Source organism: Mycobacterium colombiense CECT 3035, assembly GCF_002105755.1.
Lineage (GTDB): Bacteria > Actinomycetota > Actinomycetes > Mycobacteriales > Mycobacteriaceae > Mycobacterium > Mycobacterium colombiense.
Genome location: NZ_CP020821.1, coordinates 2,854,289 through 2,875,320 on the forward strand (window position 1 = coordinate 2,854,289; position 21,032 = coordinate 2,875,320).

The following is a 21,032-nucleotide window of genomic DNA, read 5'->3' on the forward strand; positions in this document are numbered from 1 at the left end:
CTGCTACTTAGCCGCTTTGGCTGCCGCTTTCATCTGCTTTTTGTAGGCGCGCACTTTCCCCATCGACTGGGCGTCGACGATGTCGGCGACCGATATGTGCGAACCGGCCTTGCCGAAGTCCCCCGCCGCCGCCCGCCATCCTTTCGGCGTCACGCCGTACTGCTTGCCCAGCAGCGCCAAAAAGATCTGCGCCTTGACGGCGCCGAATCCGGGCAGTCCCTTGATCCGCCGCAGCAGCTCGCTGCCGTCGGGGTCGCCGGCCGTCCACAAACCGGCCGCGTCGCCGTCGTAGCGGTCCACGATGATCTGTGCCAGCGTTTGGATGCGCTTGGCCATCGACCCCGGAAAGCGGTGTATCGCAGGCCTTTGCGAGCAGAGTGCGGCGAATTTGTCGGGGTCGTAGTCCGCGATTTCGGCGGTATCGAGGCTCCCCATCCGGTCCGCGATCCGCTTCGGACCGACGAACGCCGTCTCGAAGGGGACCTGCTGATCCAAGACCATTCCGACAAGCAATGCGAACGGATTCTCGTCCAACAGGGCATCGGCTTCCGGATCACCGGCCAGGCACAGGTTCGGCACTCCGACAGTCTAGGGCTGCGCGTGATCGAAACACCTACTGAGTATTGGCCGCGGCGTCCCGGCCAGGTCATCCGTGGCGGCACTTCGTCGGCGTTGATTCGGCTGCACCAGCGGCTATGGGGTGCGATCCTTTGCAGATGGACGGGGACGACCCCGAGCAACGCATCGCCGAGCCGGAACGTCAACTGGCGGCGCACAAGCGCGGCCCGGATCTCCCACCGGCAAGCCCGGACCACGCCGCCGGGTCGCGCCGTTTCGTGGTAACCACCCCGCGGCTGCAGACGTGGGCCTTGATCTGCAGTTACGGGACGTGGGCGGGGTTCGTCGCGGTGTTCGCGGTCATGTTCGCGGTTCCATCCGCATGGGCCCTTGCCTGGATCGTCCTTATCGTCATGGCTCTCGGGGTAACGCTTTTTGCTGTGCTCGGCGTTCGCCGGTGGGGGTCCAACAAGAAGATCACCATTTGCGTCACGAGCGACGGCCTCACCGTCGATGAGAAGCCGCGCGAGGTGTATTCATTCGATGGCGCGAAGCTGGGCGTATTCACCGTCGGGCAGGCCATGACGACATCGGGTACCGCGCTTCACCTGCACTGCGGCACGCACCGCTTTGTTCTCGGCGGACGAGATCATCGCCTCGCCACCGCAACACCGCTGCAGGCGCCGCCCACCGACCGCGTAGACGGGTGGTTGCCGGCCGCAGACTTCGACGAGGTGCTCACCATGGTCGCCCGCCACTCTGGGTTGGAGGTACGCGGGCACGCGCCGGGCGAGCCGGTTCGCTGTCTGCTGTATCCGCCCCTGAAACCGGTCGGGCCCTTCAGGTTCCACCGCGCGAATCAGACCCCGCCACCACGTCTGGCCATCGAAGTGGGTGCAGATGCGGTCCATGTTATCGACCCGAACACCAATACGCTGGTCGCCTCGGCGTCGCGCGCGCGGGTGACCGCGACACCGGCTCATTACCGGCAGGTCGGCCCGGAGCAGTCGTATAACGTGCCGGTCCTGGTCGTGCGCGTTCCTGGCTTGCAACCGCTGACCATCGAATGTCGTCGCGCGTGGCGCGGCGACGTGCCCAAGGTGAAGGACGAACCCGAATTTTGGGTCCCGGTCGCGGATTCGCGCGCGCTCGTCGAGAACTTCGGGCTGGCCGCGAAACTGAAAGACTAGGCCAGACGCCGAGGCCTGCGCCTGAGTCGCCCCGTGAGAGCGGCAGAAGACCGGCAACCCGTCGACGGGAGTTCACGCTCTGTCCGACGGCGCCGGCTTCCGTCTACCGCGTTATCGTGGCGTGGTGGTCGACGAGGGCAAGCTGGCGCTGATGCTGGCGCGCGACGAGCTGCATCAGCTCGTCACCGCCTACTGCCGGGCGGTAGACCGCGCCGACTACGACGCGCTACGCGGCCTCTACCACCCCGACGCGACCGATTCGCACGGCTCGTTCTCGACCGGCGGCGTCGAACAGTTCATCGCGCAACTGCAAGCCGCAGAACCGTATGTGCGTGTCTCCCAACACAACATCACCACCACGAACTTCGTGGTCGACGGCGACACGGCGCGCGGCGAGATCTACTGCCTGGTGTTTCACACCTTCGCGGGCCCCGAGCACGACATCGACGTCATCATCGGCGGGCGATACCTGGACACGTACACCAGACACGACGGCCGCTGGAAATTCAGTCAGCGCACCATTGTGGCGGACTGGGCATAGCGCAACGACCCGTCGCGGGTGGACTTCGAACACCCCAGCACCCGGGGCAGCCTGCGCGGCCAACCCGGCCAAGCCGACCCGTCGATCGCCCTGTTCACCGCGCCGAAAGGCTGACGCACGACGAAAGGCTGACGCCCGCGAAACGTTGCGGCGCACAGCATGTTTCGCCGGCGGCCGTCAGCCGCTCTTGCGCCGGAACTCCCGGCGGCCCCCGCCGCGCCGTGCGCCCGCGATTGCTTGCCGGCGCCGTCCTTGTGGTCGGACCCGGTCGAGGATTTCGCCATCTTGCGGTCCAGCGCTTCGCGGAATTTGCGCTTGGTGTCGTCGTCCGACCCGGGCGACTCAGCGGCCCGCGAAGAGTCCGACGACTTGGAACCACCGGTCGATTCAGCCATAGGGGGCAGCCTAGCCCCGGATTGCCGAAACGGTTCGCCTAGGCGGCGCGGCTACCGCATGCCCGGCGGCATGCCATACAGGTGGGAGATCGGCAGCGTCAGCAGCACCCGCCGGTCGGTGACCATCGCCTGCCGGTATTCGTCCCAGTCCGGGTGTTCACCGGCGATGTTGCGATACAACGCAATCAGCGCCTCCACGGTGTCGTCGTCCGGCGCGGCCGCGGGGGGCGTCAGCTCGGCGGTGCCCTCGGCGACCGCGTAGGACCAGCCGTCGTCGGCGTCGACCAGGATCGAGGCCCGCGGGTCGCGGCGCAGGTTGCGGGTCTTGGCGCGCGGCTCGGTGATCGACACCTGGATCGCCACGCTGCGCGCATCGAAGTGATAGCTCACGTTGGAGAGCTGCGGCCGCCCGTCGCGCTTGATGGTGGCCAGCACCCCGAGGGAGTGTCCGCTGATCAAGGCCAGCAATTTGTCGTCGAAGACTTGGCGTCCCATGACGAAAGACTACGTCGCGGACGGCCCGGGATATCGGTCGCGCGGCCGACCTGGTGAAATCGGGGCATGACCAAGTACGCGGCGTTTCTGCGTGGCGTCAACGTCGGGGGCGTCAATCTCAAGATGGCCGAGGTGGCGGCCGCCCTGAGCGAGGCGGGGTTCACCCAGGTCCGGACCATCCTGGCGAGCGGCAATGTGCTGCTGGAGTCGACCGCCGGCGTGGCGTCCGTGCGCAAGAAGGCCGAAGCCGCGCTGCGCGACCGGTTCGGCTACGACGCGTGGGTGCTGGCCTACGACGTCGACACGGTGCGCGCCGTGGTCGATGCCTACCCGTTCGAGCGCGAGGTCGACGGCTATCACTCCTACGTCACGTTCGTCGCCGACAAGGCGGTGCTCGACGAGCTCGACGAGCGGCTCGTCGACACCGGCCCCGACGAGAAGGTCCGCCGCGGCGACGGCGTCATCTACTGGCAGGTCGCCAAGGGCGGCACGCTGGACAGCAGCATCGGCAAGACGATGGGTAAGCCGCGGTACAAGTCGTCGACCACTACACGCAACCTACGCACGTTGGACAAGGTGTTGCGCTGAACCCCGACTAGCAAAGTGACGGCGCGCCAAGGGGTTTCGGCCTTGTGCGAACACTTGTCACTCGTCGGGCACCGCCTCGATGTAACGCACCGCGTCGGCCTTGTCCAGCCCGAGCCCGCGCGCCACCCGGACGTACTCGCGGGCCGCGGCCGCCATCGCCGCGTCGGTCGGGTCGTAGCGGGCGATGAAAGTGCCGAAGCGCCCACGGGTTTCGATGATCGCGGAGCTTTCCAGCTCGCGGTACGCGCGCGCCACGGTGTTGACGGCGACACCGAGCTGGCCGGCCAGGTCCCGCACCGTAGGCAGGCGGGTGCCGGGCGGCAACGCGCCCTCCCGGACGCCGTCGATGACCTGCGTCCTGAGCTGGTCGAACAACGGCTTTCCCGCCTTCATGTCGACCTTCAACCAGTCACCCAGCTCCACCCGTCCAGTATCCCCCACCCCCGGCTATCTTGGTGGGATGCGAGTAGCGGTGCTCAGCGGCGCGGGGATCTCCGCCGAAAGCGGGGTGCCGACCTTCCGCGACGACAAGAACGGATTGTGGGCCCGCTTCGACCCGTACGAGCTGTCCAGCACCCAGGGATGGCACGACAACCCGCAGCGGGTCTGGGGCTGGTATCTGTGGCGCCACTATCTGGTCGCCGACGTCCAACCGAACGCGGGGCACCGGGCCATCGCCGCCTGGCAAGACGACGCCGAGGTCAGCGTCATCACCCAGAACGTCGACGACCTACACGAGCGGGCGGGCAGCCGGTCGGTTCACCATCTGCACGGCAGCCTGTTCGAATTCCGTTGTGCGCGTTGCGGTGTGGGCTATTCCGGCGCGCTGCCCGCGATGCCCGAACCGGCGCTGGAGGTGGAGCCGCCGGTATGTCACTGCGGCGGGCTGATCCGGCCCGACATCGTGTGGTTCGGTGAGCAGCTGCCGGACGAGCCGTGGCAGCGCGCCGTCGAGGCCACCGAGGCCGCCGACGTCATGGTGGTGGTGGGGACCTCGGCGATCGTCTATCCGGCGGCCGGGCTGGCCGAGCTGGCGCTGTCCCGGGGCACGGCGGTCATCGAGGTCAATCCCGAAACCACGCCGCTATCGGGCAGCGCGACGATCAGCATGCGTGAGACGGCCAGCCGGGCGCTGCCCGGGCTGCTGCAACGGCTACCGGCACTGCTGAACTGACGGGCCGGCCGTCAGGGCCGGCGCGCGCGGCCGAGCAGTAGCTCGGAGACGGGCATCGGCGCCCAGGCCGGCAGCGTGAATTCCCGCCGGGACGCGTCGATTTCGAATCCCGCCTCGACGATCGAGCGCTCGGTGTCGCGGTGGGTGTGACAGTTGCCGAACAGCCGGGGCCACAGCGTCGCGTCCGCGAAACGCTGCAGGCGGCCCCGCGCACCGGCGCTGGCGATGTGCTCGAGGTAGCGCAGTTCGCCGCCCGGCCGCAGCAGCGAATACAAGCGCCGCAGCACGCCGCCGGGATCGCGCACCGAGCACAGCACCAGGGAACACACCACGGCGTCGAACGGCTCGCCGCCGCTGAACGCTTCGACCGTCTCCCCGGTCACCACGACGCGGGCTGGCACCGCCTGAGCCGCGGCCCGGGCCTGGGCCGCCAGCCGTGGTTCGGGCTCCACCGCGACCACCTCGTCGACCGAGTCCGGGTAGTGGGGAAAGTTCGTGCCGATTCCGGCGCCGACTTCGAGGACCCGGCCGGATAGGCCGGCCAGATTCTCCCGGCGCATCGCCCGGATCGCCTCGGCTTCATGGGTGGCGACGACGGGCCAGACGCGCGCGAAGAAGGGGTTGTCGACCACCGTTGTCATGCGTACGTGAACCTTCCGACTGGGATGAGCCCCACGATAGGGTCCGCAACGACGAACCGGTCGGCGTTAGCCGACATTGGGTACCGGCTCGCCGACCGGCTCGGGAAGCTCGAGGGATTCCGCGGCCGGCTCGAGGGATTCGGCGGGTTCCTCGGCGCCACCCTCGCTGATGCCGAAGCGATCGTGCAGCCACGCCAGGGGTTTGGGCGCCCACCAATTCCATCGCCCCATCACGTGCATGAAGGCCGGCACCACCACCATCCGCACCAGCGTGGCGTCGGCGAACACGGCCAGCGTCAGGCCGAGGCCGAACATCCGCATGAACGAGACGTGGGCCGCGATCAGCGCGGCGAACGACATCGACATCACCAACGCGGCCGCGGTGATCACCCGCCCGGTGCGGGCGACGCCGAGCGCCACGCTCTCGTCGTTGGCGGCGTGGGCCTGCTTGGCCGTCGGCCTGGCCGGCCGGGCCGCGCCGGAGGACAGCCAGTACTCCCGGATCCGGGAGAGCAGGAAGACCTCATAGTCCATGGACAGCCCGAAGGCGATGCAGAACAGCAGCACCGGCATGTTGGCCACCAGCGTCCCGCTGGGCGTCGTCCCGAGCGCACCCAGGTGTCCGTCCTGGAAGATCCACACCAGCGCGCCGAACGCCGCCGTCAGCGACAGGAAGTTGCAGGCCAGCGCCTTGGCCGGTAGCAGCACGCTGCCGGTCAGCAGGAACAGCAAGACGAAGGTGATCGCCGCCATCAGCCCGAGGACCAGCGGAAGCCGGTCGGTCACGGCGTCGACGCTGTCGCGGTTGACCTGCGCGACCCCGCCCATCTCGACGGATCGGCCCGCGGGCCCGGGCACCTCGTGCAGCCGTTTGAGCTGGGTGTCGTTCGCCGTGGAGAAGAGGGGCGCGGTGCTGCTGACGGTTAGGAACGCGCTGCCGTCGTGCAGCCCGGTGGCCCCGGCCGGCGGTCCCACCCGGTTGCCGGCCGTGAAGGTGCCGCCGGGGGCGGCCACCGCCGACACGTCGGCGACCCGCGACAAAGCGGCCGCGTAGTTGTCGAAGTCCGCCGGGCCCAGGCCGGTGGCATCGGGGACGACGACGGGCACCGACGTCGCGGAGTCGCGCTCGAAGCCGTTGCGCAGCCGGTCGCCCACCTGATGCGCCGACGCGGACCGCGGCAGCACCCGGTCGTCGGGGAAACCCCAGGTGACCCGCAGGAACGGATAGCCGAGTAGCAACAGCAGCGCGACGACGGTCAGGCCGATCGGCGCCCAGCGGCGCATCACGAACTTGGTGGACCGATACCAGAACAGCTGCTCGACGGGTTTGTGCGCGGGCTCGGGGCGGCCCAGCATGCGGCGCCCGAGGCGGCGCACGTTCAGGGCGTCCAGCCGGGGGCCCAGCAGCACGATCGCCGCCGGGGTGATGACGATCGAGGCGGCCGCGACGAAGGCGACGGTCGCGACGCCGGCATAGGCGAACGACTTGAGGAAGTACATAGGGAAGGCCACCGTGGCCGACATCGACAACGCCACGGTGATCGCGGAGAACAGCACGGTCCTCCCGGAGGTGGCCATGGTCCGGATGAGGGCTTCGTCGCGGTCGTGGCCGTCGGCCAGCTCGTCGCGGTAGCGGCTGACGATCAGCAGGGTGTAGTCGATGGCCAGGGCCAGGCCCAGCGCGGTGCTCAGGTTGAGGGCGAAGATCGAGACCTCGGTGGTGAAGGTGATGAGGCGCAACACCGTCATCGACCCGACGACGGCCAGCGCGCCCAGCGCCATCGGCAGCGCCGCGGCCAGCAGCCCGCCGAACACCCAGATCAGCACCAGGAAGCTCAGCGGCAGCGCGATCATCTCCATGACCAGCAGGTCGGCCTGGTTCTGCGTGTTGATCTGCGCGTACTGCATCGCCGCGCCGCCGGCGCGGACGGTGACGCCGTCGCGGTCGTGGATGAACTGGTCCGCCAAAGTCTGCGCGTTGCTCTGGGCGTAGTTCTCGCCGCCCTTGAGGTTCACCACCACGAGCCCGGACTTGCCGTCGCGGCTCACCAAGTCGGCGGAGGCCTGGGGCGCCACGGTCCAGGGCGAAGAGACGTTGTAGACCAGCGGGGACTTCTGCAGCTGGTCGACGAGGTCGGTGCCCACCTTGCGGGCCTGTTCGCTGTCGGCGCCGCCGGGGGCGGTCACCAGGATGAGCACCTGCTGGCCGCTCTGCCCGAACTTGTCGCTCAACACGCTGATGGCGCGCGCCGACTCGGAGTCCGGGTCCTGGAAGCCGCCCGGCGACAGGCTCTTGGCGACGGGAACACCGAAGATGGCGGCGGCGACGAAAACCAGCACACCGGTCGCGACGATGCGGCGGGGCGCCCTGATGGCGAGTCGGGCGATCTTTTGCAGCATGTCGTGCCCTTCCGCTGCCGGTGCCCCATTGCCCTGGCCGCTGGCTTATCCGCGACAACGTAACAAACGCTAATTTCCACGCGTCGAACAGTGTTCTCTTTAAGCACGCAGCCGGGCGTCTGGAGCGTTCAACGACGCGGTTTTAAACCGCTCCGACGGTAAGAGTCCGGCCAGAAAAATGTGCCGCAACTAAGCAGCTCAGGGCCTAAATCGCCGCGCGGGCGCCGGTCAACCTACTTGCCGGTAAATTGCCAAGGTTTTCCGAATCGTGACTCAAAGATTCCTTAATGGTGGCCCATACGCTCAGTGTCATGTGGATCGACGACACAAGTGCCGACGTCATCAAAGTTGACTTCGAAGCCCTCTACCACGGCGACGTGCTGGTGGAAGGCGAGACCTCGGAGCAGTTCGACGAACTGCAAGCGGCGAGCTGAGGCAGACCATGAGCATGCTCGCACGGCTGTTGATGGCCGAACCCAACGTCAGTCGATGGTTTCGCAAGTAGCCATTGAGCCTGGTTTTCACGAAAGCCCCCCGCCGATGCGGGGGGCTTTCGTTTTGTCCGACGGTGGTGCTGCTCAGCGGGGCGCCATGCGGATGGCGCCGTCCAGGCGGATGACCTCGCCGTTGAGCATCGGGTTCTCGACGATGTGGACGGCCAGGGCGCCGTACTCGTCGGGGTCACCCAACCGGGCCGGGTGCGGCACCTGCTTGCCCAGCGAGGCCTGCGCCTCCTCGGGCAGCGAGCCCAGCAGCGGCGTCTTGAACAGGCCCGGCGCGATGGTCACCACGCGGATGAGCTCGCGCGACAGGTCGCGCGCGATCGGCAGGGTCATGCCGACGACACCGCCCTTGGACGCCGAGTAGGCGGCCTGGCCGATCTGGCCCTCGAACGCGGCGACCGAGGCGGTGTTGATGATGACGCCTCGCTCCTCGCCTTTCGGCCCCACCGGCTCGGTCTTGGCGATGCGCTCCGCGGCGAGCCGCAGCACGTTGAACGTGCCGATCAGGTTGACCCCGATCACCTTCTTGAAGCCGTCCAGCGGGAACGGGCCGTCCTTGGACAGCGTCTTGATGGCGTTGCCGATGCCGGCGCAGTTGACGTTGATGCGCAGCGTGCCCATCGACTCCGCGGCGTCCAGCGCCTTGCCGACGGCGGCCTCATCGGTGACGTCGGCCTCGACGAAGCGGGCGCGATCGCCCAGCTCGCGGACCGCTTCTTCGCCGCGCAGGTCGATGACCACCACCTGGGCGCCGCGGTCGAGGAGTCGCTTGGTGGTGGCCAGGCCCAGGCCTGACGCTCCCCCGGTGACGACGGCGACGGCGTCTTTGATCTCCATCCGAGTCCTTCCTGATTCTCCGGTTTCCAGCCAACTGGTTGGTTGGGACTATACCCAGTCCTTGAGTACCGCTTCGGCGTCGTCCACCGGCGCCGCGGGGCGCGGTGTCTCCGGCGCGGTGCGGGAGAACCGCGGCGCCGGCAGCGGCTGCAGGCCGCCGTCGACCTCGTAGAAGGTGTTCCGCTCGGTGATGTGCGGCTCGGTCAGCACCTCGCCGAACGCCAGGATCGGCGTCACGCAGGCGTCGGAGTCGGCGAACACCTTGGCCCAGTGGTCGCGGTCCTGGCTGGCGAACTTCTCGGTGAGCACCGCACGCAGTTCGGGCCAGCGGCTGACGTCGTTCTGCCCGGGCAGGTCGGCGCCGTCCAGGCCGAGTCCGGCCAGCATGGCGGCGTAGAACTGCGGCTCGATGGCGCCGACCGCGACGTAGCGCCCGTCGGCACATTCGTAGGTGTCGTAGTAGGGGGCGCCGCCGTCGAGCAGGTTGGTGCCGCGGGCATCGGTCCACATACCCGAGGCGCGCATCTGCCACATCATCTGGACCAGCACGCTGGAGCCGTCCACCATCGCGGCATCGACGACCTGCCCCTTGCCGGAGGTCTGCCGCTCCCACAGCGCGGACAGGATGCCGAGCAACAGGAACATCGAGCCGCCGCCGAAGTCGCCGACCAGGTTCAGCGGCGGCACCGGCCGTTCGTTGGCCCGGCCGATGGAGTGCAGGATGCCGTTCAGCGAGATGTAGTTGATGTCGTGACCCGCCTGTTGGCTGCGCGGGCCGGTCTGGCCCCAGCCGGTCATCCGGGCGTAGACCAGCCGGTCGTTGACCTTGGCGCAGTCTTCGGGACCCAGGCCGAGCCGCTCGGTGACACCGGGCCGGTAGCCCTCGATCAGCACGTCGGCCTTCGCGATCAGCTTGAGGACGAGGCCGCGCCCTTCGTCGGACTTCAGGTCGGCGGTCACCACCCGCCGATTGCGCATCATGGCGTCCTTTGCGACGCCGCCGGGGCCCGACGACGGGCGGTCGATGCGCACCACGTCGGCGCCCAGATCCCCCAGGATCATCGCCGCGTGCGGGCCGGGGCCGATGCCGGCCAGCTCGACAACACGCAGTCCCTTCAATGGTCCAGCCACGATGCACCGACCTTTCGTCCGCTCTGACGCCGTTGACCGATCGCAACCCAAACAACCGGTCGTTCGACATCTTCGCAGCCGCGCCGGAGGGCCGCGCACCCCGGTCACTTATGGTGAGCCCATGCCTTCCTCCGCGATCGCCACCCTCCCCCAAGTCGCAGGCCTGGACGTCACGCTGGTCGACGGCGTGTTCTCGGTGACCATCAACCGGCCCGACAGCCTCAATTCGCTGACCGTTCCGGTGATCACCGGCATCGCGGACGCGATGGAGTACGCGGCCACCGACCCCGAGGTGAAGGTGGTGCGGCTCGGCGGCGCCGGACGCGGCTTCAGCTCCGGCGCGGGGATCAGCGCCGACGACGTGTCCGACGGCGGCGGCGTCCCGCCCGACGAGATCATCCTCGAGATCAACCGGCTGGTGCGCGCGATCGCCGCGCTGCCGCATCCGGTGGTCGCGGTCGTTCAGGGTCCCGCAGCCGGCGTCGGCGTCTCCATCGCCCTGGCCTGTGACATCGTATTGGCTTCGGAGAGCGCGTTTTTCATGCTCGCCTTCACCAAGATCGGGTTGATGCCCGACGGCGGCGCGTCGGCGTTGGTGGCCGCCGCGGTCGGCCGGATCCGGGCCATGCAGATGGCGCTGCTTCCGGAACGGCTGACGGCCGCCGAGGCGCTGTCGTGGGGCCTGGTCACCGCGGTCTATCCGGCGGGCGACTTCGACGCCGAGGTGGACAAGGTGATCGCACGGTTGCTGGGCGGCCCGGCGGTGGCGTTCGCCCAGACCAAGCTGGCGATCAACGCGGCCACCCTGACCGAGTTGGACCCGGCCCTGCAGCGTGAGTTCGACGGCCAGTCGGTGCTGCTGAAGTCGCCCGACTTCGTCGAGGGCGCAACGGCCTTCCAGCAGCGCCGCGCCGCCAACTTCACCGACCGCTGAAAGTTGTTGCGGCGATCGGCCGCAACGCTTAATCCCGCCGCGATGCGGTAATCCTCCTCGTCAGACACCCCGACGAAAGACGGAGGATCGATGCCCGAACAGGTGCGGTGCCTGGTCACCGGAGCGACCGGCTACATCGGCGGGCGCCTGGTGCCCCGACTGCTGGACGAGGGCCATCACGTTCGGGCGTTGGCCCGCAACCCCGACAAGCTCGCGGAGGTGCCCTGGCGGCGGCGGGCGGAGGTGGCTCGCGGTGACCTGGGTGACGTCGACTCGCTGACCGCAGCGTTCGACGGCATCGACGTGGTGTACTACCTCGTCCACTCGATGGGCACCTCAAAGGATTTCGTCGCCGAGGAAACCCGCGCCGCCCGCAACGTCGTCACGGCCGCCCGGCGCGCGGGGGTGCGACGGATCGTGTACCTGAGTGGGCTGCATCCCGAAAACCGGGATCTCTCACCGCATCTCGCGTCGCGCAAGGCCGTCGGGGACGCGCTGATCGACTCCGGCATCGAGACGGTGGTGTTGCAGGCCGGGGTGGTCGTCGGCTCGGGGTCCGCGTCGTTCGAAATGATCCGGCACCTCACCGACCGGTTGCCGGTCATGACCACGCCCAAATGGGTGCACAACAAGATTCAGCCGATCGCGGTGCGCGACGTGCTCTACTACCTGGCCGCGGCGGCCTCCCTTTCGAAGACCCCGGTCCCGACCTCGCGCACCTGGGACATCGGCGGGCCCGACGTGCTCGAATACGGCGACATGATGCGGGTCTACGCCGACGTGGCGGGCCTGGGCAAGCGCTACCTCATCGTGCTGCCGTTCTTGACCCCGACGATCGCCAGCCTGTGGGTCGGGACCGTCACGCCGATCCCCCCGGGCCTGGCGCGCCCACTCATCGAATCGCTGGAATGCGATGCGGTGATGCGCAATTCGGACATCGACGGCATCATCGAACCGCCCCCCGGCGGGCTCACCGGCTACCGGCGGGCCGTCGAACTCGCGCTCGCGCGCGCCGCTCGTGGTGTCCCCGAACCCACGTGGTCCTCGCTACAGTCCGAACCGGCCGAGGCGCTGCCCACAGACCCGGACTGGGCGGGCGAGATCGTCTACAGCGACGTGCGCACCGCCACGACCGCCGCCGAACCCGCGAACGTCTGGAAGGCGGCCGAGGACGTGGTGAACTCACGGGCGGCCGGCTGGAAGGTCGAGGAGCGCGCGGCGGGAACCCTGTTGCGGCTGCGCTCCACCGGGCGAGCGCCGGGGCGGGAGTGGCTCGAGATAGCGGTCACCGGCCAGAACGGCCGCGGCACCCGCTACACCCAGCGGTCCACCTTTCTGCCGAGGGGCATCCCGGGCCGGGTGTACTGGTTCTTCGTGCGGCCGGTGCGCACCGCCGCCATGCGGGCGCTGGCCCGCGAGGTCGTCGGTTCGGCGGGCGTCAGACGCCGAACATCGGAGGCAGCGCCAGAACCATGATCAGCCCCCACACCAGGTGAGTGAGCACCGGCGCCAGGACACCGCCGGTGGCCCGCCGCTCGAACGCACACACCGTGCCCAAAATGATCGCGGCGAAGCCGAGCATCGGGTTGCCGCTGGCCAGCGTCGCGCACGTGTAGAGGACCGTTGAAATCACGAGGGGGTGGTAGCGGCCCAGGGCGGTGTAGAGCGCGCCGCGAAAGAACACTTCCTCGGCGACGCCGTTGATCAGCGTGATCGCCACGATCACCGGATACCAGCCGTGGTGGGCGTAGAGCAGCACCCGGGTGATCAGTTCCGCCACGGGCGTGATCTGCCGGGCGATCAGGCCGCCTACCACGAAGACCCCGCCGAGCAGGAGGCCGATGCCGGTGCCGGTGATCACCGGCCGCTGGTTGCGTCCCCGCCAACAGATGCCGCCCAGGTGCAGCGGCCCGGAGATCACCGCTCCGGCGGTCCACACCCCCGCCAGCGCCAGGGTCAGCCAGTAGAAGCTCGCATCCCCCGGATGGCGCCGCAACGAGAGCCCGAGCACCGCGGCACCGAGGACCACGGTGATGGCCACGATGACCCGTCGGCGCCGCACGACGGCGGGCGGTTCATTATGGGGCACAGCAACATTGGTGGCCGCACGGCGTACTTCGGAGAAGACGCCGGTGCGGTAGGGACTACTGGTCGACTGGGTCATGCTGGACGCACCTTCGGGGTCAGGGCGATCAGGATGTCGAGGCCGGTGCGTACCGCTCCGGCCACCGGTCCGGGGACCCTGTTCACCAGACCCAGGGTCGGCCGCACGATGGAGGGGGTGACCCGCCGGGCGAGCCGGCGGATGCGCAGCGCGTCGCCGCCGGCCCAGGCGGGATCGGTGTTGGCGAGGTGGTGCGGATCGGCCAGCGCGTTGACGGGCCGCGGCCGGTGCGTGGACCGGCCGGCCACGGCCAGGGTCAGGCACTCGTCGATGCCCAGCAGGCCGCCGGGCGGATCGGGAACCCGATCGCGCAGGCCGCTGGCCGACGCCACCATCGGGTGGTCCAGCGATTCGACCAGGTCACCCGCCAGCCCCGGCGGCACCGGCAGCGCGACGCCCGTGATCAACGACGCCAGCGAGGTGTCGACCCTGCCGACCGGCAGGCCGGTGTGCCAGCGACCCGAGACCCGCGCATACGCCTTGAGCAGGTTCCGGTAGGTCGTGGTGTCCGGGCCGGCGATGTCGTACGCCCCGGCCGGCACCAGGTCGCGATCGGCCGCGGCGACGAGGTAGTGCAGGACGTCGCGGATGGAGATCGGGTCGATCGGGTTGTCCATCCAGCACGGGATCGGGATCAGCGGGAAGCGGTCGCCGACGTAGCGCATCATCTCGAACGACGTCGACCCGGCGCCGATGATGATCGCCGCGCCCAGCCACACCAGTTCGGGGCCGCCCGGGACGGTGAGCGCCTCGGCCACCTCGGCCCGGCTCGTCAGGTGCTCGGACAGGTCTTCGGCGGCGGGCACGAAGCCGCCCAGGTAGACGATGCGCGGCACCTCGGCATCGCGGGCCGCGGCCGCGAAGTTCGCCGCGGCGCTCTTGTCGGCGTCGCGGAAACCGGGCTGACCGATCGCGTGCACCAGGTAATACGCCACGTCAACGGGGCCGGCGCCGGCGAGCGCGGCGGCCAGCGACGCGGGGTCGGCCGCGTCCAATTCGACGGGCGTGACGTCGTGAAACCAGCCGAAACGCTTGAGGCGCTCCGGGTTTCGAGTCGCCGCCACCACCTCGTGCTGATCGGCCAGCAGCTTGGTGACCAGGCGTGATCCCACGTAACCGGTGGCACCGGTAACCAGAGCCCGCATACCCTGACCCTAGCGGCCCGGCCGCACCGCGGGCGGTTGAACCGGTGGCGCGGCGGCACCGTCATCCATACATGGACCATGGGGGAAGCCGTGATTTCGCCGGCTCGACGGGCATTGCGCTGAAAGATCCGACCATCGCCGGCGTTGCGGTGAAGTTTCCACCCAATCGCTATACCCAAACTGAAGCCATTCGCGCGCTGACCGACATCGCCGGTCCGGACTTCCAGCGTTTCGCGCGCAGCAGCGGGGTCGAGTTCCGCAACACCGCGTTGCGGCTGCCGCGGTACCGCGAGCTGAGCGGCTTCACCGAGGCCAACGACGCCTATCTCGAGGTCGCGCTGGAGCTGGGCGAGCAGGCGCTGCTGGCCGCCCTGGACGAGGCCAAGGTCAAGCCGTCGGAGCTCGACATCGTGTTTTCGACGACGGTCACGGGGCTGGCGGTGCCGACGCTGGAGGCGCGTCTCGCGACGCGGGTCGGGCTGCGGCCGGACGTCAAACGCGTGCCGCTGTTCGGGCTGGGCTGTGTGGCCGGCGCGGCGGGAGTGGCGCGCATGCATGACTACCTGCGCGCCTTCCCGGACCAGACGGCCGCCCTGCTCGCCGTGGAACTGTGCTCGCTGACCGTGCAGCGCGACGACAAGTCGGTCGCCAACCTCGTCGCCACCAGCCTCTTCGGCGACGGGGCGGCCGCGGTGATCGCCGAGGGCGCCCACCGCGCGGGCCGGGAACACACCGGCCCCCGGGTGCTGGCGACGCGCAGCCACATCTACCCCGACACCGAAGAGGTGATGGGCTGGAAGATCGGCGGTGACGGCTTCCGGATCGTGCTGTCCGCCGACGTGGCCACCATCGCCGACAAATACCTGGGCGACGACGTCCGCGAATTCCTCGCCGACCACGGGCTGACGCCGCGCGACGTCCAGACCTGGGTGTGCCATCCGGGCGGACCGCGGGTGATCGAGACCGTCGAGAGCGCCCTGGACCTTCCCCCGGACGCTCTCGACCACACGCGAAACTCGTTGCGGGAGAACGGGAATCTCTCGTCTGTCTCGGTACTCGATGTGCTCGCGGCCAACATGGCCGATCCGCCGGCCGCCGGGTCGATCGGCTTGATGATCGCGATGGGCCCGGCGTTCTGCTCCGAGCTGGTACTGCTGGCCTGGTAGAGCTGGTAAAGACTGTAGGCATGTATTACCTGTTGGTGCTGGCGGTCGGGCTCGAGCGCGTCGTGGAGCTGGTGGTGTCCACCCGTAACGCGCGTTGGTCGTTTACCAAGGGCGCCACGGAGTTTGGCCGATCGCACTATCCGGTGATGGTGATCATCCACACCGGGCTGCTGGTCGGCTGCCTCGTCGAGCCGTGGGCGCTGGACCGGCCGTTCATCGGTTGGCTGGGTTGGCCGATGCTGGCGGTGGTGGTGGCCAGCCAGGCGTTGCGGTGGTGGTGCATCGCGACGCTGGGACGGCGATGGAACACCCGGGTGATCGTTCTGCCGCGGGCGCCGTTGGTGCGTCAGGGTCCCTACCGCTGGCTGCACCATCCGAACTACGTTGCAGTGGTGGCCGAGGGGTTGGCGCTGCCGCTGGTCCATACGGCGTGGCTGACCGCCACGGTTTTCACGCTGGCCAACGCCGCACTGCTCAGGGTGCGCCTGCGGGTGGAGAACTCCGCGTTGGGTTACACGTGAGCGACCGCGCCGGCGACGATGCAGGGCGAAGCGATGAGGAGGAGCGGCGCTCATGTCCTACGACGCGGACCTGTTGATCGTCGGCGGCGGCCCGGCCGGGCTGGCCACGGCGTTACACGCTCGACGCCTTGGGCTTTCGGCGATCGTGGCCGAGCCGCGCGACGGCCCCATCGACAAGGCCTGCGGCGAGGGGTTGATGCCCGGCGGGCTGGCCGAACTGACGTCGCTGGGCGTCGATCCCGTCGGCATGCCGTTTCATGGGATCGCCTACGTCAGTGAACGACGGCGGGCGCAGGCGCGCTTTCGCCGCGGGCCGGGACGCGGCGTGCGTCGCACCACGCTGCACGCGGCGCTGGCCGCGCGGGCCAAAGAGCAAGACACAGACTGGATCCGCACGCGGGTGACCAGCGTCGCGCAGGACGCCCACGGCGTCTCGGCCGCCGGGATACGCGCGCGGTGGTTGGTGGCCGCGGACGGACTGCATTCCCAGGTCCGGCGCGCGGTCGGAATCACGGCGACGGCGGGGACGCCGCGGCGCTATGGCGTGCGGTGGCACTACCGGGTGCCGGCATGGTCGGACTTCGTCGAGGTGTACTGGTCGCGCTGGGGCGAGGCGTACGTGACGCCGGTCGAGCCGGATCTGGTTGGTGTGGCGATCCTGTCGCGCGGCCGGCCCGACCTGGCCTGGTTCCCACGGCTCGCCCGCCGGCTGCACGGCGCCGCCCCGGGGCGGCCCCGCGGCTGCGGCCCGCTGCGGCAGGTGGTCTCGCGCCGCGTCGCGGGGCGCGTGCTGCTGGTCGGCGACGCGGCCGGCTACGAGGACGCGCTCACCGGCGAGGGCATCAGCCTGGCGCTCAAACAGTCCGCCGCGGCGGTCGAGGCCATCGCCACCGAGACGCCGGCGTCCTACGAGCAGGCGTGGCACCGGATCACCCGCGATTACCGGCTGCTCACCCGAGCCCTGGTGCTGGCCAGCACGCCCCGCGCGGTGCGGCGCGCCGTCGTCCCGACCTGCACGCTGCTACCCCCGGTGTTCGACCGCGGAGTGAACATCCTGGCGGGCTAGCGCGCCTTCCAGACGGGCTCCCGCTTCTCGGCGAACGCCCGCGGTCCCTCCTTGGCGTCCTCGGATCTGAGCAGGGCCTTCATCTCGCGCATCGTCCGCTCCCAACCCGGCTCGTCGCCGACGACGACGCCGTCGTCGACGCCATAGGCGACGCGCTTGCTGGCCTGCACCGACAGCGGCGCGTTGACGGTGACCCGCTCGGCCAGCGCCAGCGCCGCGTCCAGCACCGAGCCCGCCGCGACCACCTCGTTGATCAGCCCCCACTCGCAGGCGGCGGCAGCCGTAAGCGGTTCGCCGGTCAGCAGTAGCCGCATCGCCACCTTGCGGGGCAGCTGCTCGACGATGCGGAACACCCCACCGGCGGCGGCGATCAGCCCCCGCTTGACCTCGGGCAGGCCGAACTGCGCGCGTTCGTCGGCCACCACCAGGTCGCTGGCCAGCGCCAGCTCGGTTCCACCGCCGAAGGCGGTCCCGTTCACCGCCGCGATCGTGGGCTTGTCGACGAAGTGGTGGACGTAGCCGGCGAAGCCCCATTCGGGATGGTCAGGGTGATAGATGTTCTCCCGCCGCGCGATCGCCTTGAGGTCGGCCCCGGCGCAGAACGACTTGTCGCCCGCGCCGGTGACCACCACCGCCCGCACCTCGGGGTCGTGCTGCGCCTCTTCGAGCGCATCCCCGAGGCCGATGCTGACGGCGGCGTTCACCGCGTTGCGGGCTTCCGGCCGGTTGATGGTTATCACCATCACGTTGCCCCGGCGTTCGGCCAGGGCCCCCGGCTCCTGGGTCACAACAGTTCCACGATGGTGGCGTTGGCCTGGCCGCCGCCCTCGCACATGGTCTGCAGGCCGTACTGAATTCCCTTGTCCCGCATGTGGTACAGCAGGGTGGTCATGATCCGGGCGCCGGATCCGCCCAGCGGGTGGCCCAGCGCGATGGCGCCGCCGTTCGGGTTGAGCTTCTTCTCGTCGGCGCCGATGTCCTTGAGCCAGGCCAGCGGGACCGGGGCGAACGCCTCGTTGACCTCGTAGGCGCCGATGTCGCCGATGGACAGCCCGGAGCGCTTCAGCACCTTCTGGGTCGCCGGGATGGGCGCGGTCAGCATGATCACCGGGTCCGCGCCGGCCAGGGCCGCGGTGTGCACCTTGGCGATCGGCTTCAGCCCCAGTTCCTTGGCCTTCTCGGCGGACATGAAAAGCAGCGCCGCCGAGCCGTCGGAGATCTGCGACGAGTTGCCGGCGTGGATCACGCCGTCTTCCTTGAAGGCCGGCTTCAGCGAGGCCATCTTCTCCATCGGCGTCCCGCGGCGGATGCCTTCGTCCTTGAGCACCACGTTGCCGTCCTGATCCTTGATGCCCACGATCTGGTCATCGAAGGCGCCGGCATCCTGTGCGGCAGCGGCCTTTTCGTGCGAGTCGAGGGAGAACTGGTCGAGCGCGGTGCGGTCGAACCCCCACTGGTCGGCGATCATCTCCGCGCCGATGCCCTGGTTCGGGATCTGGCCCTGGTACCGGTCCAGGAAGGCCTGCGAGTAGGGGCGCCCGCCGTTGGCCAGCGATGCGCCCATCGGGGTCCGCGACATCGATTCGACACCACCGGCGACGACGACGTCGTAGTGCCCGGCGATGACGCCGGCGGCGGCGAAGTGGATGGACTGTTGGCTGGAGCCGCACTGGCGGTCCACGGTCACGCCCGGGACGGTCTCGGGCCAACCGGCGGTCAGCAGCGCGGTGCGGCCGATGTCGAGGGCCTGCTCCCCGGCCTGCATGACGCAGCCCCAGATGACGTCGTCGACCAGGCCCGGGTCGACCCCGGCCTTGTCGACCAGGCCGTTGAGCACCTGTGCGGACAGATCTGCCGGGTGCACCCCGGACAATCCGCCGTTGCGCTTGCCGATCGGTGAACGCACTGCCTCGACGATGACGGCTTCAGCCATGGTCTTGTCTCCTTTGACACGTGGACTTCGAAAGAGTGGAGTCTTGCGTCGATTGTCAACCAAGGGGTTGGGCGGGCGAAGCCCGGGGTGGTTCTGGGCATGGAAGCCGCCGCTCAGCGCTGTCTACGAACCAGAATTTTGTTCTCATCGCCCGCGGTGCAGGGCAATAATGGTCGAGTGAAGCGGCTCAACGGTATGGACGCAATGCTGTTGTACAGCGAGACGCCGAGCCTGCACACGCACACCTTGAAGGTGGCAATCATCGACGCCGCCGCCTACGACGTCGAGTTCAGCTTCGACGTTTTTCGGCACACGCTACGCCGGCGACTGCATCGGCTGGAGCCGCTGCGCTACAAGCTGATCGACATCCCATGGCGACTGCACCATCCGATGTGGCTGCAGAATTGCGAAGTTGACCTCGACTATCATTTGCGGCGCGTCCAGGTGCCCGCCCCTGGCGGTCGCCGAGAGCTCGACGAGGTGATCGGGCAGATCGCCGGCATTCCGCTGGATCGCGACCGTCCGTTGTGGGAGTTCCACTTCGCCGAAGGCATGGCCGATCACAAATTCGCGATCATCGGCAAAATGCACCACGCCCTCGCCGACGGCGTCGCCTCCGCCAACCTGCTGGCCAGACTCATGGACTTGACCGGCCCGGTGCAGGACGAGCGTGACAACGACACGACGTGCATGCCGCCCTCGACGGCGCAGCTGCTGCGCGCCGCCGCCGCGGATCACGCTCGGCAGGCGGCCGCATTACCCGGGGTGATCGCCGATGCGCTCGCCGGGGCGCGGCGGCTGCGGCGGCGCGCGCGGCAGCGCGGCGAGCAGCCGGACCTTGCCCGGATGCTGCACGCACCGCCGACTTTCATCAACCACAAAGTCTCTCCGGCAAGGACTTTCGCTACCACGACTCTATCGTTGGCTCAGGTCAAGCAGACCGGTAAACAACTGCAGATCACCATCAACGACATGGTGATGGCGATCGCGGCGGGTGCATTACGCGAACTGCTGTTGCGCTACGACGGCAGCGCAGACCAGCCCCTGGTCGCCTCCGTGCCCGCCACCACGGACAGGTCGCCGCAGCGGATCAGCGGCAACGAGCTCGGTGGCATGGCGGTCTCGCTGCCCACCCACATCGATGATCCGCTGCAGCGGGTGCGACTGACGTCCGTGGCAACGACGATCGCCAAGGAGAACAACGAGCTGTTCGGACCGGAACTTTATGGCAGATTGATCAGCTACCTACCGGGCGTTGCGGCCCCTCATGCCTTCAGATGGCTGGGCAGGCGGAACACCAGAAACAGGTTGTTCAACATCCCGATTTCCAACGTGATGGGGCCCCGCGAGCGTGGCCGTTTCGCCGGCGCCCCGGTCAGCGAAATCTATTCTGCCGGGCCGCTGATCACCGCCTGTGGGATCAACATCACCGTATGGAGCTACGTCGATCAGCTCAACATCACGGTGATCGCCGACGACCGCACCCTCGGCGACACCCATGAACTCACCGACGCGATGGTCGGCGCATTCAGCGAACTCCGTACTGCAGCAGGATTTTCCGATGACGTGACCGCCGTGCAGAGCGCGATGCCGCCCGCCGCCGTCAAGCCGACGGGCTGACAGGTCGACCCGCCGCATCATCACCGCCGG

At 68.9% G+C, this 21,032-nt stretch carries 21 protein-coding genes and 2 pseudogenes; 11 read left to right on the forward strand and 12 right to left on the reverse strand.

From position 1 onward, the window contains the following. Positions 1-3 precede the first annotated feature (3 nt). Positions 4-579 (reverse strand): HhH-GPD-type base excision DNA repair protein, encoded by a 576-nt coding sequence (locus tag B9D87_RS12995; protein ID WP_007776399.1) that lies wholly within the window; start codon positions 577-579, stop codon positions 4-6. Between the two features lie 137 nt (positions 580-716). On the opposite strand from B9D87_RS12995, the gene B9D87_RS13000 reads away from it, so the two are divergent. Both B9D87_RS13000 and B9D87_RS13005 read left to right on the forward strand, forming a co-directional pair. Next, positions 717-1,748, forward strand: a complete 1,032-nt coding sequence (locus B9D87_RS13000) for a hypothetical protein (RefSeq protein WP_040631909.1) — start codon at positions 717-719, stop codon at positions 1,746-1,748. 121 nt (positions 1,749-1,869) lie between these two features. After that, positions 1,870-2,403, forward strand: a pseudogene (locus B9D87_RS13005) (nuclear transport factor 2 family protein). 63 nt (positions 2,404-2,466) lie between these two features. Here B9D87_RS13005 and B9D87_RS13010 read toward each other — a convergent pair. Beyond that, positions 2,467-2,684 (reverse strand): annotated as a pseudogene (locus tag B9D87_RS13010) (DUF5302 domain-containing protein). 51 nt (positions 2,685-2,735) lie between these two features. Beyond that, on the reverse strand, positions 2,736-3,179 hold the full coding sequence (locus B9D87_RS13015; RefSeq protein WP_007776406.1) for a PPOX class F420-dependent oxidoreductase: 444 nt from the start codon (positions 3,177-3,179) through the stop codon (positions 2,736-2,738). Between the two features lie 66 nt (positions 3,180-3,245). Between B9D87_RS13015 and B9D87_RS13020 the strand changes: the two genes are divergently transcribed. After that, entirely contained in the window at positions 3,246-3,767 is a 522-nt protein-coding gene (locus B9D87_RS13020) for a DUF1697 domain-containing protein (protein WP_007776409.1), read from the forward strand. 57 nt (positions 3,768-3,824) lie between these two features. Here B9D87_RS13020 and B9D87_RS13025 read toward each other — a convergent pair whose 3' ends face one another. Then, a complete protein-coding gene (locus B9D87_RS13025) occupies positions 3,825-4,190 on the reverse strand; it encodes an Rv1152 family transcriptional regulator (protein WP_007776412.1) in 366 nt (121 codons plus the stop codon). Positions 4,191-4,227: 37 nt separating this feature from the next. On the opposite strand from B9D87_RS13025, the gene B9D87_RS13030 reads away from it, so the two are divergent. Then, complete coding sequence (locus tag B9D87_RS13030; protein ID WP_007776416.1) at positions 4,228-4,941, forward strand: SIR2 family NAD-dependent protein deacylase; 714 nt, start codon at positions 4,228-4,230, stop codon at positions 4,939-4,941. Positions 4,942-4,952: 11 nt separating this feature from the next. Here the strand turns inward: B9D87_RS13030 and B9D87_RS13035 are convergent, their stop codons facing one another. Both B9D87_RS13035 and B9D87_RS13040 read right to left on the reverse strand, forming a co-directional pair. Further along, the gene (locus tag B9D87_RS13035) at positions 4,953-5,582 is read right to left on the reverse strand and encodes a class I SAM-dependent methyltransferase (protein ID WP_007776418.1); all 630 of its coding nucleotides are present in this window, start codon (positions 5,580-5,582) and stop codon (positions 4,953-4,955) included. 66 nt (positions 5,583-5,648) lie between these two features. Next, positions 5,649-7,982 carry an MMPL family transporter gene (locus tag B9D87_RS13040; RefSeq protein ID WP_007776420.1) on the reverse strand — a complete coding sequence of 778 codons (2,334 nt, stop codon included), beginning with the start codon at positions 7,980-7,982 and terminating at the stop codon, positions 5,649-5,651. A 311-nt stretch (positions 7,983-8,293) separates the two neighbouring features. On the opposite strand from B9D87_RS13040, the gene B9D87_RS27720 reads away from it, so the two are divergent. Continuing rightward, positions 8,294-8,416: a hypothetical protein gene (locus B9D87_RS27720; RefSeq protein ID WP_003878506.1), complete on the forward strand. Its 123-nt coding sequence runs from the start codon at positions 8,294-8,296 to the stop codon at positions 8,414-8,416. Between the two features lie 144 nt (positions 8,417-8,560). On the opposite strand, the gene B9D87_RS13045 is transcribed toward B9D87_RS27720, so the two are convergent. Beyond that, on the reverse strand, positions 8,561-9,322 hold the full coding sequence (locus tag B9D87_RS13045) for a 3-hydroxyacyl-CoA dehydrogenase (protein WP_007776424.1): 762 nt from the start codon (positions 9,320-9,322) through the stop codon (positions 8,561-8,563). 48 nt (positions 9,323-9,370) lie between these two features. Further along, entirely contained in the window at positions 9,371-10,453 is a 1,083-nt protein-coding gene (locus B9D87_RS13050) for a CaiB/BaiF CoA transferase family protein (protein ID WP_007776426.1), read from the reverse strand. A 121-nt stretch (positions 10,454-10,574) separates the two neighbouring features. On the opposite strand from B9D87_RS13050, the gene B9D87_RS13055 reads away from it, so the two are divergent. Both B9D87_RS13055 and B9D87_RS13060 read left to right on the forward strand, forming a co-directional pair. Continuing rightward, positions 10,575-11,387 carry an enoyl-CoA hydratase gene (locus B9D87_RS13055; RefSeq protein WP_007776429.1) on the forward strand — a complete coding sequence of 271 codons (813 nt, stop codon included), beginning with the start codon at positions 10,575-10,577 and terminating at the stop codon, positions 11,385-11,387. 90 nt (positions 11,388-11,477) lie between these two features. Continuing rightward, a complete protein-coding gene (locus B9D87_RS13060) occupies positions 11,478-12,863 on the forward strand; it encodes a DUF2867 domain-containing protein (RefSeq protein ID WP_007776431.1) in 1,386 nt (461 codons plus the stop codon). Here B9D87_RS13060 and B9D87_RS13065 read toward each other — a convergent pair. Together B9D87_RS13065 and B9D87_RS13070 are read right to left on the reverse strand one after the other, a co-directional pair. Next, on the reverse strand, positions 12,826-13,551 hold the full coding sequence (locus B9D87_RS13065; protein WP_040631911.1) for a CPBP family intramembrane glutamic endopeptidase: 726 nt from the start codon (positions 13,549-13,551) through the stop codon (positions 12,826-12,828). The two genes, B9D87_RS13060 and B9D87_RS13065, sit on opposite strands and share 38 nt — an antisense overlap. Next, positions 13,548-14,696 carry an NAD(P)H-binding protein gene (locus B9D87_RS13070; protein WP_007776436.1) on the reverse strand — a complete coding sequence of 383 codons (1,149 nt, stop codon included), beginning with the start codon at positions 14,694-14,696 and terminating at the stop codon, positions 13,548-13,550. The genes B9D87_RS13065 and B9D87_RS13070 overlap by 4 nt, the downstream gene beginning before the upstream one ends. Before the next feature lie 71 nt (positions 14,697-14,767). Between B9D87_RS13070 and B9D87_RS13075 the strand changes: the two genes are divergently transcribed. From B9D87_RS13075 to B9D87_RS13085, 3 genes are read left to right on the forward strand one after another with little or no spacing between them, the layout of a single operon-like run. Continuing rightward, on the forward strand, positions 14,768-15,862 hold the full coding sequence (locus B9D87_RS13075; protein WP_052002586.1) for a type III polyketide synthase: 1,095 nt from the start codon (positions 14,768-14,770) through the stop codon (positions 15,860-15,862). A gap of 20 nt (positions 15,863-15,882) precedes the next feature. After that, the gene (locus tag B9D87_RS13080; RefSeq protein ID WP_007776440.1) at positions 15,883-16,383 is read left to right on the forward strand and encodes an isoprenylcysteine carboxyl methyltransferase family protein; all 501 of its coding nucleotides are present in this window, start codon (positions 15,883-15,885) and stop codon (positions 16,381-16,383) included. A 52-nt stretch (positions 16,384-16,435) separates the two neighbouring features. Then, on the forward strand, positions 16,436-17,449 hold the full coding sequence (locus tag B9D87_RS13085) for an NAD(P)/FAD-dependent oxidoreductase (RefSeq protein WP_007776442.1): 1,014 nt from the start codon (positions 16,436-16,438) through the stop codon (positions 17,447-17,449). Here B9D87_RS13085 and B9D87_RS13090 read toward each other — a convergent pair. Next, the gene (locus tag B9D87_RS13090; RefSeq protein WP_007776445.1) at positions 17,446-18,237 is read right to left on the reverse strand and encodes a crotonase/enoyl-CoA hydratase family protein; all 792 of its coding nucleotides are present in this window, start codon (positions 18,235-18,237) and stop codon (positions 17,446-17,448) included. The two genes, B9D87_RS13085 and B9D87_RS13090, sit on opposite strands and share 4 nt — an antisense overlap. Further along, positions 18,234-19,382, reverse strand: a complete 1,149-nt coding sequence (locus tag B9D87_RS13095) for a thiolase family protein (RefSeq protein WP_007776447.1) — start codon at positions 19,380-19,382, stop codon at positions 18,234-18,236. Before B9D87_RS13095 ends, B9D87_RS13090 begins: the two co-directional genes overlap by 4 nt. Positions 19,383-19,559: 177 nt before the next feature. Here B9D87_RS13095 and B9D87_RS13100 point away from each other — a divergent pair, with 177 nt between their 5' ends. Beyond that, complete coding sequence (locus B9D87_RS13100) at positions 19,560-21,002, forward strand: WS/DGAT/MGAT family O-acyltransferase (protein ID WP_007776448.1); 1,443 nt, start codon at positions 19,560-19,562, stop codon at positions 21,000-21,002. The last annotated feature ends 30 nt before the right edge of the window (positions 21,003-21,032 follow it).

Excerpts from the sequence above, each read along its gene's own strand:
- B9D87_RS13000 (WP_040631909.1), top strand. The coding sequence starts at position 717 with ATGGACGGGGACGACCCCGAGCAACGCATCGCCGAGCCGGAACGTCAA.
- B9D87_RS13015 (WP_007776406.1), bottom strand. The coding sequence starts at position 3,179 with ATGGGACGCCAAGTCTTCGACGACAAATTGCTGGCCTTGATCAGCGGA.
- B9D87_RS13020 (WP_007776409.1), top strand. The coding sequence starts at position 3,246 with ATGACCAAGTACGCGGCGTTTCTGCGTGGCGTCAACGTCGGGGGCGTC.
- B9D87_RS13030 (WP_007776416.1), top strand. The coding sequence starts at position 4,228 with ATGCGAGTAGCGGTGCTCAGCGGCGCGGGGATCTCCGCCGAAAGCGGG.
- B9D87_RS13035 (WP_007776418.1), bottom strand. The coding sequence starts at position 5,582 with ATGACAACGGTGGTCGACAACCCCTTCTTCGCGCGCGTCTGGCCCGTC.
- B9D87_RS13040 (WP_007776420.1), bottom strand. The coding sequence starts at position 7,982 with ATGCTGCAAAAGATCGCCCGACTCGCCATCAGGGCGCCCCGCCGCATC.
- B9D87_RS27720 (WP_003878506.1), top strand. The coding sequence starts at position 8,294 with ATGTGGATCGACGACACAAGTGCCGACGTCATCAAAGTTGACTTCGAA.
- B9D87_RS13045 (WP_007776424.1), bottom strand. The coding sequence starts at position 9,322 with ATGGAGATCAAAGACGCCGTCGCCGTCGTCACCGGGGGAGCGTCAGGC.
- B9D87_RS13055 (WP_007776429.1), top strand. The coding sequence starts at position 10,575 with ATGCCTTCCTCCGCGATCGCCACCCTCCCCCAAGTCGCAGGCCTGGAC.
- B9D87_RS13060 (WP_007776431.1), top strand. The coding sequence starts at position 11,478 with ATGCCCGAACAGGTGCGGTGCCTGGTCACCGGAGCGACCGGCTACATC.
- B9D87_RS13065 (WP_040631911.1), bottom strand. The coding sequence starts at position 13,551 with ATGACCCAGTCGACCAGTAGTCCCTACCGCACCGGCGTCTTCTCCGAA.
- B9D87_RS13070 (WP_007776436.1), bottom strand. The coding sequence starts at position 14,696 with ATGCGGGCTCTGGTTACCGGTGCCACCGGTTACGTGGGATCACGCCTG.
- B9D87_RS13075 (WP_052002586.1), top strand. The coding sequence starts at position 14,768 with ATGGACCATGGGGGAAGCCGTGATTTCGCCGGCTCGACGGGCATTGCG.
- B9D87_RS13080 (WP_007776440.1), top strand. The coding sequence starts at position 15,883 with ATGTATTACCTGTTGGTGCTGGCGGTCGGGCTCGAGCGCGTCGTGGAG.
- B9D87_RS13085 (WP_007776442.1), top strand. The coding sequence starts at position 16,436 with ATGTCCTACGACGCGGACCTGTTGATCGTCGGCGGCGGCCCGGCCGGG.
- B9D87_RS13095 (WP_007776447.1), bottom strand. The coding sequence starts at position 19,382 with ATGGCTGAAGCCGTCATCGTCGAGGCAGTGCGTTCACCGATCGGCAAG.